The organism is Xenorhabdus hominickii, assembly GCF_002632725.1.
GTDB classification, from domain to species: Bacteria; Pseudomonadota; Gammaproteobacteria; order Enterobacterales; family Enterobacteriaceae; genus Xenorhabdus; species Xenorhabdus hominickii.
In genome coordinates, this window is record NZ_NJAI01000004.1 from 516,657 (window position 1) to 530,288 (window position 13,632).

General features: G+C 42.4%; 13 protein-coding genes and 1 other RNA gene. 9 read left to right on the plus strand and 5 right to left on the minus strand.

Annotated features, from left to right (window positions below; genetic code table 11):
* The first annotated feature begins 48 nt into the window (after positions 1 to 48).
* A complete protein-coding gene (gene srmB, locus Xhom_RS14775; protein ID WP_069315008.1) occupies positions 49 to 1,377 on the plus strand; it encodes an ATP-dependent RNA helicase SrmB in 1,329 nt (442 codons plus the stop codon).
* 101 nt (positions 1,378 to 1,478) lie between these two features.
* On the opposite strand, the gene Xhom_RS14780 is transcribed toward srmB, so the two are convergent.
* A complete protein-coding gene (locus tag Xhom_RS14780) occupies positions 1,479 to 2,633 on the minus strand; it encodes a Tle-like phospholipase domain-containing protein (protein WP_069315007.1) in 1,155 nt (384 codons plus the stop codon).
* 590 nt (positions 2,634 to 3,223) lie between these two features.
* On the opposite strand from Xhom_RS14780, the gene ung reads away from it, so the two are divergent.
* On the plus strand, positions 3,224 to 3,904 hold the full coding sequence (gene ung, locus Xhom_RS14785; RefSeq protein WP_069315006.1) for a uracil-DNA glycosylase: 681 nt from the start codon (positions 3,224 to 3,226) through the stop codon (positions 3,902 to 3,904).
* A gap of 69 nt (positions 3,905 to 3,973) precedes the next feature.
* Here ung and grpE read toward each other — a convergent pair whose 3' ends face one another.
* A complete protein-coding gene (gene grpE / locus Xhom_RS14790; RefSeq protein WP_069315005.1) occupies positions 3,974 to 4,555 on the minus strand; it encodes a nucleotide exchange factor GrpE in 582 nt (193 codons plus the stop codon).
* Positions 4,556 to 4,679: 124 nt separating this feature from the next.
* On the opposite strand from grpE, the gene nadK reads away from it, so the two are divergent.
* The 3 genes from nadK (at position 4,680) to bamE (ending at position 7,804) form a co-directional block, all read left to right on the plus strand.
* Positions 4,680 to 5,558: an NAD(+) kinase gene (gene nadK / locus Xhom_RS14795; RefSeq protein ID WP_099139784.1), complete on the plus strand. Its 879-nt coding sequence runs from the start codon at positions 4,680 to 4,682 to the stop codon at positions 5,556 to 5,558.
* A gap of 115 nt (positions 5,559 to 5,673) precedes the next feature.
* On the plus strand, positions 5,674 to 7,347 hold the full coding sequence (recN, locus tag Xhom_RS14800) for a DNA repair protein RecN (protein WP_069315003.1): 1,674 nt from the start codon (positions 5,674 to 5,676) through the stop codon (positions 7,345 to 7,347).
* 112 nt (positions 7,348 to 7,459) lie between these two features.
* Positions 7,460 to 7,804, plus strand: a complete 345-nt coding sequence (gene bamE, locus Xhom_RS14805) for an outer membrane protein assembly factor BamE (RefSeq protein ID WP_069315002.1) — start codon at positions 7,460 to 7,462, stop codon at positions 7,802 to 7,804.
* 60 nt (positions 7,805 to 7,864) lie between these two features.
* Here the strand turns inward: bamE and Xhom_RS14810 are convergent, their stop codons facing one another.
* The gene (locus Xhom_RS14810; protein WP_069315001.1) at positions 7,865 to 8,158 is read right to left on the minus strand and encodes an RnfH family protein; all 294 of its coding nucleotides are present in this window, start codon (positions 8,156 to 8,158) and stop codon (positions 7,865 to 7,867) included.
* Positions 8,151 to 8,585 carry a type II toxin-antitoxin system RatA family toxin gene (locus Xhom_RS14815; protein ID WP_069315000.1) on the minus strand — a complete coding sequence of 145 codons (435 nt, stop codon included), beginning with the start codon at positions 8,583 to 8,585 and terminating at the stop codon, positions 8,151 to 8,153. The genes Xhom_RS14810 and Xhom_RS14815 overlap by 8 nt, the downstream gene beginning before the upstream one ends.
* A gap of 157 nt (positions 8,586 to 8,742) precedes the next feature.
* Here Xhom_RS14815 and smpB point away from each other — a divergent pair, with 157 nt between their 5' ends.
* Both smpB and ssrA read left to right on the plus strand, forming a co-directional pair.
* A complete protein-coding gene (smpB, locus tag Xhom_RS14820) occupies positions 8,743 to 9,225 on the plus strand; it encodes an SsrA-binding protein SmpB (protein ID WP_047965037.1) in 483 nt (160 codons plus the stop codon).
* Positions 9,226 to 9,274: 49 nt separating this feature from the next.
* Positions 9,275 to 9,638, plus strand: a transfer-messenger RNA (tmRNA) gene (gene ssrA, locus Xhom_RS14825).
* A 940-nt stretch (positions 9,639 to 10,578) separates the two neighbouring features.
* Here the strand turns inward: ssrA and Xhom_RS14830 are convergent.
* Positions 10,579 to 11,400 carry a DUF2829 domain-containing protein gene (locus Xhom_RS14830; RefSeq protein ID WP_069314999.1) on the minus strand — a complete coding sequence of 274 codons (822 nt, stop codon included), beginning with the start codon at positions 11,398 to 11,400 and terminating at the stop codon, positions 10,579 to 10,581.
* 401 nt (positions 11,401 to 11,801) lie between these two features.
* On the opposite strand from Xhom_RS14830, the gene Xhom_RS14835 reads away from it, so the two are divergent.
* Both Xhom_RS14835 and Xhom_RS14840 read left to right on the plus strand, forming a co-directional pair.
* On the plus strand, positions 11,802 to 13,010 hold the full coding sequence (locus Xhom_RS14835; protein ID WP_232326214.1) for a phage tail fiber protein: 1,209 nt from the start codon (positions 11,802 to 11,804) through the stop codon (positions 13,008 to 13,010).
* 40 nt (positions 13,011 to 13,050) lie between these two features.
* Positions 13,051 to 13,416 (plus strand): LecA/PA-IL family lectin, encoded by a 366-nt coding sequence (locus Xhom_RS14840; protein WP_069314997.1) that lies wholly within the window; start codon positions 13,051 to 13,053, stop codon positions 13,414 to 13,416.
* The last annotated feature ends 216 nt before the right edge of the window (positions 13,417 to 13,632 follow it).

The following is a 13,632-nucleotide window of genomic DNA, read 5'->3' on the forward strand; positions in this document are numbered from 1 at the left end:
GAATGTGCCCAATCTGTTTATAATCGGCCACCCAAACAGAGGTATATGATGACTGCAACAAACTTTTCCGACTTCGAACTTGATGAATCCCTGCTCAATGCACTGAACGACAAAGGCTACGAACGCCCGACAGCGATTCAGGCAGCGGCTATTCCTGCTGCGATGGATGGGCGTGATGTCCTTGGCTCCGCACCAACTGGCACCGGCAAAACTGCCGCTTACCTGCTGCCAGCACTACAGCACTTACTCGATTTTCCTCGTAAAAAATCAGGGCCTCCGCGTATCCTGATTTTGACGCCCACCCGTGAACTGGCAATGCAAGTTGCAGATCAAGCAAAAGAATTTGCAGCCCACACCAATCTGGATATCACCACAATTACTGGCGGCGTCGCCTACATGAATCACGCAGAAGTATTCAGTGAGAATCAGGATATTGTTGTCGCAACGACAGGGCGTTTGTTGCAATACATTAAAGAAGAAAATTTCGACTGCCGTGCAGTAGAAACGCTGATCCTTGATGAAGCTGATCGCATGCTGGATATGGGATTCTCCAATGACGTCGAAACCATTGCAGGCGAAACTCGCTGGCGCAAACAAACACTGCTATTTTCTGCGACACTGGAAGGTGAATCCATCCGTGATTTCGCTGAGCGTCTGTTAACCGATCCCATTGAGATCGATGCAGAACCTTCTCGTCGTGAGCGTAAGAAAATTCAGCAATTTTATTATCGAGCTGATACGTTAGAACATAAAACGGCTTTATTGTGTAACCTTCTTCAGCAACCTGACGTAACAAAATCCATTGTTTTTGTACGAAAACGCGAACGCGTACGCGAACTTGTTGATTGGCTGAGCCAAGCGGGAATTCAGGCTAGCTTCCTTGAAGGCGAAATGGTACAAACCAAACGTACCGATGCGGTAAAACGCCTGAATGATGGCAGAGTCAAGGTCTTGGTTGCGACTGACGTTGCTTCTCGCGGATTGGATATCGACAACATCAGCCACGTCTTTAATTTTGATTTGCCTCGTACTGCGGATGTTTATCTACACCGAATTGGCCGTACTGCCCGTGCGGGTCGCAAAGGAACTGCTATTGCTCTGGTTGAGTCTCACGATCATCCTCTGCTTGGAAAAATCTGTCGTTATCTCAACGAACCTATGAAAATACGGGTTGTTGATGAACTGCGTCCGCAAACCAAAGCACCAAGTGAGAAAAAGAGCTATAAACCTTCCAAGAAAGTGCTGGAAAAACGCAAAGAAAAGAAAAAAACCGAAGAAACCAAGAAAACACGGGTGAAAGTGCGTCATCGCGATAGCAAAAATATCGGTAAACGCCGCACTCCTCAACCAAAAGCAACAGAATCTAGCAACAATTAATTATCAAAATACAGGCGAAGTCATTCAATGACTTCGCCTTAAAGCCTACCCTTCTCAGTCTATTTTCACCCGTCAACAAACACTACACTGTATCATGCCATTTAAACCCGCAGTGATGCGATTTGCCGATAAGCATCTTCAAATAGCTCTGTAATTGCAGGATCATCCATGGTCTGCGCCAGTGCTTGCAAGGAAGGTGTTTGCAATGATTGAGATTGCGATGATTGAGCTTGTAATGATTGCACTTGCAAGGAAACCATATCCTCATCGGTACTGTCTGCTGACGCCAACATGACATCACGATTATTCAACCAAGGCTTTTGATCCGTCATCAACTCCAGTACCGCTTCCAAAAAGTGAGCTTTAAAGGAGTGCAAACCATATCGGTGAGGTAAGGCATCCCACGTACTTTTCAATTCATATTCAAGCTCTATTTTATTCCCCATAGGTTGTGGAACTGGCAATATTTTTTGCAAGTTATCCAGCCAGTCATGCTGGACAACATAATGGCGTATCAAACCACTACTTGCCAATTCACGACCAGCTTCAGGTGATATTCCCATACGCTTTAATGTGGAATCTGAAACCCCCGAAGAATTATAAATGACCGCGGGTTTTCCTGTTGTCAGCGCAGCCACTGATGCCAAACCACCACCCAATGAATGCCCCGTAAAAATCACATTTTCACCGAATATCTTTAATGCCTTATTCGCCAATTCTATCGCTTGGTCATATTGTTTTTCACTATAGCCAAGCCCCTGACGAATACTTACCATGAAATCTTTTAATTCATTCGACCCGGTGAAAGAGACTATATATAACCCATTATTTTTATACACTCCGGCTTGAAATCCTGTAGAACTATCATTCAATGTATTAGGGTCAATACCTGCTTTTGATAGATCATCATTGGACAAACGTACATAATCACCAATCCCTAAACTTCTTTGACGATAAACATCACGAGTCACTAACGTCAGAGAGTAATCAATGAATTGAGATTGCTTACCTGCGATATCATTGGCTTTCAGTCCGACCGCTGCCATCGCACGAGCACTCAGATCATTAACCAGTGATTGATAAAGTACATTAGTTTGTTTGGTATTTTCTGAAAACAAAATGGTTGGGGAAGAAATTAGATCAACTTGATCGGTTGATGACTGGACTAGAGAATTAGGTTGAGGTTTGAGAGTACTTCCTTGTAATGAATAGGTTCCTAGTTCACTGAGAAAGTTGTTACTTACTGATAAGGTCATAAAATTCTCCTACAGAGTATTCAGGTGAGGTGTAATTTTAAAATCCCCTGATTATCTATCGGCAAATTTTTTAACACTTTTAACGATATTTTAATTTTTAATTAACAAAACTGACTCACCCAATAAGTCCCGATTTGTAACGCAACAACTTTTTCTTTTTTATTCCAATAAAAAAGGGGGTATTTACTCCCCTTACGCTTTGTTTTCAATACAATTCGTTTTCAGTAAAATTCGTTTTCAACACAAGAACTACAAGCTTTCTGTAAAGGTTCGAGCAATAACATCATGCTGTTGTTCTAGAGTGAGTTAAAACGCACTGCATAACCAAATACCAGCGCGAATAGGAAGATTCTTTGATTGAAATCAACTAATTTTATAAGGTTATTATGAATAAAAATATAACATGATGTTTTTATTCATTTTAAAAAAATAAGAAAACATAAAATAATTTTTATATTTCTCAAAAAAATTATAAAAACAGATATTCATTCTATGAATTAAACTTAGATTGAGATCAGAGGGTTTTCCTATGGATTGGGAATCGGTAAGCTTAAGCCCATCTGATAATCATATAGAAAGAGATTGGCTCTATGTCCGCACCTATCACATGGCACGATGTCATCGGCAATGAAAAGAAGCAGCCTTATTTCGTTGATACATTGGCTTATGTTGCCAATGAACGTCAGGCTGGAAAAACCATTTATCCGCCACAACAGGATGTTTTCAACGCATTTCGCTATACCGAATTGGCTGATGTAAAAGTGGTTATTTTGGGGCAAGACCCTTACCATGGACCAAATCAAGCCCACGGACTGGCCTTCTCTGTACAACCGGGCATTCCTGCACCACCTTCTCTCGTCAATATGTACAAAGAACTAGAATCAGATATTGCTGGATTCACTCGCCCTAACCACGGTTGCTTAATCAGTTGGGCAAAACAGGGGGTATTACTACTCAATACCGTGCTAACGGTAGAACGTGGCAATGCTCATTCTCATGCAAATCTGGGTTGGGAAACATTCACCGACAAAGTCATTGCAGCAATCAATGAACACCGTCGCGGAGTTATATTTCTGCTTTGGGGGGCTCATGCCCAGAAAAAAGGTCGTTTTATTGATACTCAACGCCACCATACGTTGAAAGCGCCACATCCATCTCCTTTATCAGCCCATCGAGGTTTTTTAGGCTGTAAACATTTTTCACAAGCCAACACCCTGTTAGAAACTCAGGGACTTTCCCCAATTGATTGGGCGCCTAACTTACCCCAATAATCTATCTCTACTTACAAAAATGCCGCCCTCAATAAAGGCGGCATTAAAAATTACGGCATACAGTAATTTTTATTTAGAAACAGCAACCATTGCAGGACGCAATAAACGGCCATTCAAAATATAACCTTTCTGCATCACGAACATAACATTATTAGGTTCATGCTGGTCAGATTCCAACATAGTCATCGCTTGATGCACTTCAGGGTTGAAAGGCACATTAGTGTCACTCACAACTTCAATACCGAACTTACCCACGGCATCGATAAACGATTTCAGAGTCAGTTCAATACCTTCAATCATAGGTTGCAATGTTTCATTAGCACGATCCGCAGCTTCTAGAGCACGCTCCAGATTGTCGATAACTGGCAGGAGTTCATTAGCGAATTTTTCCAATGCAAATTTATGCGCTTTTTCCACATCCAGTTCTGTACGACGGCGAATATTTTCTACTTCAGCACGAGCACGTAACATTGCATCGCGTTCGTTAACCTGAGCCTGTTTCAGTTGTTCTTCCAACTCGGCTACACGCGGGTCAACAATGTTTTCAGTCTCTGGCGCATCTGCCTGTTCTACATCTTTTTGTTGCTCTAATACATTTTCTGTATTTTCTGAGACTTGCTCGTCAGGTACTTTTTGGTCTTTACTACTCATGAATATCTCCGCGTAATTTGTATTATCATCGCCATTCCTGCTTATTATGGGGATCAAAACGCGGGATTCAAGGGAACACATTATATTGTGAAGGCGAAACCATATGCTAAAGGAAATAACAGTAATGAATAATGAATTCAAATGCATCGGTATTGTCGGCCGTCCACGTCATCCAGAAGCACTGGCCACACATGAAATGCTTTACTACTGGCTGATATCTAAAGGCTATTGCGTCATTATCGATAGACAAGTTGCGAAAGATATTGATTTAAAAGGCGCTCAAACAGGGGGATTGACAGAAATCGGTAAAATTGCTGATCTCGTGATTGTTGTTGGTGGAGATGGCAACATGCTCGGCGCGGCCAGAGTACTATCACGTTATGACATTAAGGTCATTGGTATCAACCGCGGTAATTTGGGTTTTCTGACAGATTTAGATCCCGATAACGCCTTACAGCAGCTTTCTGACGTTTTGGACGGTGAATACCGGGATGAAAAACGTTTTCTGCTCGAAGCACAAGTTACCAAAAAAGGGCAAAAATCTCGGCGTAGCACTGCACTGAACGAAGTCGTACTACATCCGGGAAAAGTTGCCCACATGATTGACTTTGAAGTATATATTGATGAACGCTTTGCTTTTTCTCAACGTTCAGATGGCCTTATCATCGCAACGCCTACCGGTTCTACAGCCTATTCGCTGTCTGCTGGCGGCCCTATCTTAACGCCCAACTTGGATGCCATCGTGTTAGTGCCTATGTTTCCGCACACGCTCTCAGCACGTCCGCTTGTTATCAGCAGTGAAAGCAGCATACGCCTGAAATTCTCCCAAAACAGCAGTGACTACGAAGTCAGTTGTGATAGCCAGATTGTACTGCCGATTCAAGATGGTGAAGATGTGGTTATCAAACGCAGTGAATATAATCTGCATTTGATCCATCCGAAAGATTACAACTATTTCAATACGCTCAGTACAAAACTAGGCTGGTCGAAAAAAATGTTCTAAAAAACAGATCACCCTACTTTACTGTATAAAAAACCAGTTTATACTGTATGAAAAAACAGACATGTTTTTATATACAATGCATGTTTTATATACAGTAAAAAGTAGGAGGAGCACGATGCTAACTCAGTTAACCATCAGTAATTTTGCCATCGTTCGCGAACTAGAAATTGATTTCCGCTCAGGAATGACGGCAATCACAGGGGAAACCGGAGCGGGTAAATCCATCGCTATCGATGCGTTGGGTTTATGTCTTGGCAATCGTGGCGAAGCCAATATGGTTCGCGCCGGTGCTCCACGTACTGACCTTTGTGCCCGTTTCTCGTTAGCAGATGCCCCTTCTGCTCGAAAATGGCTTGAAAAGCACCAGCTTGATGGCAGTTTTGATGATGACAATGAGTGCCTGTTGCGCCGTACAATTACCTCGGATGGGCGTTCTCGTGGCTTTATCAACGGCACGGCTGTACCACTTTCCCAGTTACGAGAATTGGGTTCACACCTTATTCAAATCCACGGGCAACACGCTCACCAATTACTGTTAGAAAACCGCCATCAAAGGCGTTTACTGGATATTTATACGGGCGATTTTGAACTTCAGCATGAAATGAAACAGTTTTACCAACAATGGCGCCAAAGCTGCCAGGCTCTCTCGCTGTTTCAGCAGCAAGCCCTTGAGCGTCGTTCACGTCAACAATTACTGGAATATCATCTAAAAGAACTGAACGAACTATCACCACAACCGGGCGATTACCAAGAACAAGACAGCGAATACAAACGGCTGGCAAACTGTGGACAGTTTCTGTCCGTAAGCCAGAATGTTCTCCAGATTCTAAGTGATAATGATGATCAAAACATTGTCAGTCTACTCAGCTATGCCCGAAGCGAATTAGCAGAACTTTCCAGCATGGATCACAAACTCAGTGAGCTACTCAACATGCTGGAGGAAGCCGCGATCCAAATTAACGAAGTCAGTGATGAATTACGTCATTACAGCGACCAGCTAGAATTAGATCCTAATCGCTTATTCGAACTGGAACAGAAAATTTCCCAACAAATCAACATGGCGCGTAAACATCACGTTGCACCAGAGGATTTACCTGCACTACATCAACAATTGCTGGAAGAACAACATCAATTATCTCAACAAGAAGATGATTGTGCCCACCTCAGTGAACTCGTCAGTCTGCACTACCAACAAGCTCTGGCGGTAGCAGAAAGGTTTCATCATGTTCGCCAGAAATACGCGGTGGAATTAAGTCAGTTGATAACAAACAGTATGCACCAACTTTCCATGCCCCATGGCCGTTTCACCATTGATGTCACCTTTGAGCCGGAGCATTTAAATATTGATGGTGCCAGCAAAGTCGAATTCAATGTAACCACCAATCCGGGTCAACCTCATCAACCACTGGCAAAAGTGGCATCTGGTGGTGAACTCTCCCGTATCGCACTGGCCATTCAAGTAATTACCGCGAAAAAAATGGAGACACCAGCATTAATTTTCGACGAAGTTGATGTAGGCATCAGTGGCCCAACAGCGGCAATTGTCGGTCACCTGCTGCGTGAATTGGGAGAATCAACCCAAGTTATGTGCGTAACCCACTTGCCACAAGTCGCTGGATGTGGGCATCAACATTTTTATGTCAGTAAACAGACTGATGGAGAAGAGACAGAAACCCAAATGCAACTCTTGGACAAAAAAGCACGACTCCAAGAATTGGCACGGCTTCTGGCTGGAGGTGAAGTCACAAAAAATACGCTGGCCAATGCCAAAGAACTGTTAGCGGCATAAATTATTACAACTTTTTTGTATACTTGAAGTCATAGATAAATGCGTAGAGGTTTTCAATCTCTTCAATGTTTATTATTATCGACGGCCTAACTCCTAAAGGAATGTAATTACTATGCGCTGTAAATTGTTGACTGCCGCTACTGTATCACTTGTTATGCTGACAGCGGGTTGCTCCATGTTTGAGCGAATTGTTTATCGTCCTGATATTAATCAAGGGAATTACCTGACACCGGCTGCGGTATCGAAGATCCAGAAGGGAATGACCCAACAGCAAGTTGCTTACACTTTGGGAACACCAATGCTGACTGATCCATTTGGAAGCAAGACTTGGTATTACATATTCCGCCAGCAACCTGGACATGAAAAAGTCACTCAGGAAACGCTGACACTTACCTTTGATAGCAAAGGCATATTGACTGATATTAAAAATGAAAAATCACTGCCAGAAAATCAGTGAGATGAGGATTTTATTAATTCGCCAGTAGATAAGCTGGCGAATTAATAGATGCTAATGACATTATTGAACATTATTTTTAGCGCGTTCAGCTCGCTTACGGCGCATTTCTTTTGGATCAGCAATAAGAGGGCGATAAATCTCTACACGATCCCCCTCTTCTAACGTATCGGACAGTTTAGCAGGACGGCTATAAATGCCGATTTTATTTGTAGTCAAATCGATATCATTGCGTAATGTCAAAAGGCCAGATGCAACAATCGCCTGCTCGACAGTTGCTCCTTGCGGTAACTTCACATTACACAAATACTGCCGTTCAGGCAGAGCATAAACGACTTCGATATTGATATCAGACACTATAAACCTCGCGAGCGCGTTGAGAGAATGCCTGAACCATATTACCTGCTAACTCTTTAAACACTTTACCAAAAGCCAGCTCAATCAATTTATTGGTAAATTCAAAATCAAGATGTAGCTCAACCTTGCAGGCATCCTCACTTAACGGAGTAAAACTCCATCCTCCCATCAGTTTTCGGAAAGGCCCATCAACAAGCTGCATATTAATGCTTTCATTGTCGAATAACGTATTGCGTGTTACAAACGTCTTACTAATTCCAGCCTTAGAGACCTCAACGGAAGCCGTCATTTCATTATTACTGCTGCTTATTACACGACTACCCACACATCCCGGCAAAAAATCCGGATAAGACGTCACATCATTGACCAATTTATACATTTGTTCCACGCTGTAGGGTACTAGCGCGGAGCGACTAATCTGTGGCATATCATTTCCTGTAAAACGTAACAGCGCTGAATAGTATCACTTAAATGTGGTTAAATAAAAACCTGATGACATTTAGAACAAAAAATATGCACTTATCGCTAAATATCATGCAGAAGAGATTTCTTTCACTAACGCATACAGTATAATACAACGCATTATGACAAAGAAAAAAGCACACAAACCCGGTTCGGCAACAATTGCCATGAATAAGCGAGCTCGCCACGAATACTTCATTGAAGAAGAATTCGAAGCGGGCTTATCCCTACAAGGTTGGGAAGTCAAATCACTGCGCGCTGGCAAGGCTAACATCAGTGAGAGTTATGTTTTACTCAAAGATGGTGATGCTTATCTTTTTGGCGCCACAATCACGCCATTGAATGTCGCATCTTCCCATGTAGTTTGCGATCCGACACGGTCACGCAAATTACTTCTTAACAAACGAGAGCTTGATTCACTGTACGGTCGAATCAATCGAGAAGGTTACACCATCGTTGCGCTTTCCATGTATTGGAAAAATGCTTGGTGCAAAATCAAAATTGGTGTTGCAAAAGGTAAAAAAGAGCACGATAAACGTTCAGATATCAAAGAACGTGAGTGGAAATTAGACAAAGCGCGAATTATGAAGAATTCAGGACGTTAATCACTGGTATTCTCGTCCAATATTCTGATATACTTACCGTTAGACACTTGGGGCTGATTCTGGATTCGACGGGATTTGCGAAACCCAAGGTGCATGCCGAGGGGCGGTTGGCCTCGTTAAAAGCCGCAAAACAATAGTCGCAAACGACGAAAACTACGCACTGGCAGCTTAATAACCTGCGCAGAGCCCTCTCTCCCTAGCCTCCGCTCTTAGGACGGGGATCAAGAGAGGTCAAACCTAAAAGAGATCGCGTGGATGCCTTGCCTGAGGTTGAAGCGTTAAATCCAATCAGGCTAGTTTGTTAGTGGCGTGTCTGTCCGCAGCTGGCAAGCGAATGTAAAGACCAGACTAAGCATGTAGTACCGAGGATGTAGAAATTTCGGACGCGGGTTCAACTCCCGCCAGCTCCACCAAATTTGGTAGGACAGTATCAGGACAACAACTTGAAAAACAAGAAGTTAGCCAAGTTGAGTGGTCACTGTCATGACAGTAAATGGACTTAAAAGTGCACGTGAAATGCACGTGAAGTTAGAATTGAGACACCTCAGACTTATCCTCTGAGGTGTTTTTATTTGTAACAAAGTGTAATGAGGTGTAACAAAAAACAGGCCATTTTGAGTCTGATTTTCTTCTCTGAACACTCCAGCCAAAACATATATTGAAGAACGGTCATCGAAATTTTAATCGAAAAATTCACCGTCAAAATTCCTTTCTAAATTGATGCTACTCTGTACGCATGAACAGTATTTTAAATTATTCAAATTTTTTGATGATATTTGGCATCTAGATACTTTTTTTGCTAAAAAATGGACAGTTCCAAGGCGAGAATGAGAAGGGAAACTACTATCACTATAGGGCAGAATTCTGCCCTGTAACATGTGAGGCACCTGCACAAGCAAAAGGTATGCGAAAAATTTCTCACACCCTCCCCCATGAGTATAAAACCAAAGTGGGCATTCCCACTTAAATGGGCTTTCAAATCCCAATTGGCGCGATCAGCCAAAAATTTGTCCTATTAGAACTGAGCCAAAGTGAGGACCTCGGCAGCAGGTTAATACGTTAAACGTACAGAGCTGTCTTAACCTACCGACAAGGAGGAGTCTCTGAAATCGGAGCCTCCTTAAACTAAAGGGCTCCCTAGAGTTAACTTTCACTGCCTCCGTTTGAAACGGAGGAATTAAATACTGAGCAGGAGTTTAAAGGTGAGAAATCCCACCTTTAGATAACTTATTGATTTTTCTTAATTACCGCCCAGAACGGGAATTCCGGTTTTCTGACGAAAATAAGGAGTATCAAAGAGTTGGGAGGAAGGCCACGCAATGCGCAGCCTTGAACTTTGATAATCAATTAAGGCTAACGCCAGTTGCAGTAGAAGCGCTTGGTTTGGCCTGTTTGTTTCAACAGGGCACTGAATTTTTGAGCCTCTGCTCGCAATTCAGAACCTACTTTATAAACATATTTGAAACGATAGCCATCAGGTTTATTTGAGCTTACTTCAGGTACACCCAAATTATACGTGACTCCTTCCACCGTGATATGCAGAGGTTTTTTAAATAATTCGCCAACCTTATCAGCACTGTTAGCCACAGTTGGTGTTTCTTGTACATACCAATACAATTCAAGCGGCTCAAGCGACGATTGGGTATCCTTGGGTTCCTCCCACATAACATTCATGATCTTGTCAATCGCGGTGGTATTTTGCGTGACCGACAATGACCCCAATGTCACAGGAATGTTTGGATAACCCACTATGGTGTCTGTATACCCATAAAAATGAGGAAATTGAGGCATAGACGCTATCGTAAACGTGTCCGATGTCAAGTCAAATACCAGCGTATTGTTGCCAGTTTCGGGTTCAGGTTTGATAAAGTCTTTCACCTGCACCCAATCACAAGCCATCAAATCTTCCTGTGTCGGCTGCCAAGGTGCCCAATTACCATAAATATTTCGTTTATCAATATGAGATAAATAATCGTAATTACCTTCGGTAACTGCTCTACGTGGAACAAAATTCAATTGTTCCTCTTTAGGCCAGCCACTACGACGAACTTTATTCCCCAATTTCAACTGAACCAGTGCCCACCAAAAAGAACCTACAGGTGCGATAATCTGATCGCCTTTATAATCATCTCGGTTAAACGGGCATTCATGTTCGGGATTAATAACGTCAGACATACTATTTCCTTATATTTATAAAATTGTTGGAAGCTAAACCTAATATTTAGCTTTCCGTCCGCTGCTAAACAGCCCGAATATATTAACTAATGCTTATGGTTGGGTGAATTGATTGGGGTTGTGTGGAAGGAGGTACAAGTAAGCAAACAGAGTTTAAAAGTTGGTAAATTTCGTCTTTGTCATGCTAAATTTTATCAGTAGAGGAATAGATTTTATTGATCCTTCCTTTGTTATTTTATGTCATCCTGCCATCAAAATATGCCACTCACCCATTGCAGTTAGTCAAGCCGCACTCTCCAGTATTGATGAACCAATTTTATTGATGTTCACTGGCGGAGCAGTATCCCACCGCCTTCATGTTATTTAGCAATCTGTATTGTTGATTAAATGAGGGAATAACTATGCAAGATAAAAAACCTGAATCAAAAGCCTTAGAAGACAACGTTGTAGTTGTACCAACTCGTGAATATGTTAAAGGCGCGATAGAAGAACATGCCCAGAGCCGTAATCATCCATATGCAACTCAGGTAGATCCGGGATTTGTTACACTAAGTAATGATGTTGATAGTGACAGTGAGATAACCGTTGCAACCTCTAAAGCTGTTAAAAAAGCATTCGATCTAGCCAATACTGCCAATCAAAGCGCTCTCAATAATAATTCCAATCTTTATCTGGAGAAGAACCAGAACGGGGCTGATATCCCGGATAAAGTAGAGTTTATTAAAAACATAGGTGCAGTATCCGAAAATGGTGGAGTTTATCCAGGTTCTTTCCAATTTCAGCAAGTAGAAACAACCCCGAAAGAAATTAACCCTGTAAAGATCGTATCTGCGCCGCCCTATCAAGAAGCTAATAAGCTTGTAGCCTTCACTAATTATGGTTGGTACCGCAATGATATCCAAACAGGAATTGTACGAGGTGGTGGAGCTGATACTCTTGGATACGCAATAGATATTAATACTCGGCGTGCTTTCGCAGTAGATCAAGAGGGACTAACTGTAAATCCAGATTCCCAATATGGTGGGATAAATATGTATCGGCCTAATGGGACGCTCTGGAGAATAGAAGGAAATCCTGATGAATCCACTATGTTATTAAACTTTGTAGACAGAACATCAAATAATTCAAACGCAAACAGATCCGTTCAAAGGTTACCTAAAGGCAATGGCACTATCATGTCAACGTCACAGTATTACGCTGATAACTCTGGAGTTGTAAGAAAATCCTCCCCCAGCGTAGTCATCCCCGGTGGTTCCGGTGGAGGTAGCAATTTCACCACGAACAACGGATCCGAAGGTGCTACTGTTGAGCATCTATCTGAGGGTGTTTACCTCATCAAAAACGTTCAAGGCTTTAATGTCGATGGAGCAATGGGTAGCATAGAAATCCCACTATGTCAGAACAAGTTGCCGTTAATCTGGATAAATCACGAAGTCCTGCCCGATGGTTCCATCAAATTAATGACCTACCATCGTGAACACCCAGATGCGCCTATTTTCGCTAGAAATGTAAAGGAGGGTTATGCTGACGGTGATTTAATCGATATCCCTGATGGCAGGTTTGTTTCTGTCCGGGTACAAATGCCTGACATTCAAGAGTCACAATCTTAATTCTTCTGTCGCTTTCAAAATATAATTTGGAGGTAATGCTATGTACGATTGGTCTGGAACTGTTTCTGGGAAACTTGAACAAGGTCAGCCCACTGGGCTTGTACTTCAAAAAGGAGACGTGATATCCGTTATTGCTTCTGGTTGGATTCAATATACCCTTGATAATGCACCAAATCCTTGGTCTGCTCCTCAAGGAGTTCCTCCTCACCCTCCAGGTGGAGGATTAATTGCAAAAATTGGCGATAAGACCTATGAAATTGGCAATGGCGTACTCCACAGGACAGCTCCCACAGATGGGGAATTAACCCTTTTATTTTTGGATAGCCATTATGAAGATAATTCCGGTGACTTTTATGTCAACGTTAAAATAGAGTCACGCTATTCTCCTCTAGAAGAAATAAAATAAATAACGAAAACTCTAACCCGCAGAAAGTTGCGGGTTAATTATTGCTCTACTCTACCAGTTCAGCTAATTCACCATCAGAAGTTACTTTTGCCATCTTCTGATTCCACACCGACTCTGCCGGCATCTGGACACGGATATCCAAGCGAGTGAGTAAGGGGCACTAGGCCCCTGTCATCACTTCGGCTGTTCCAGCCACTGGATATCGGGGCAGTAGAA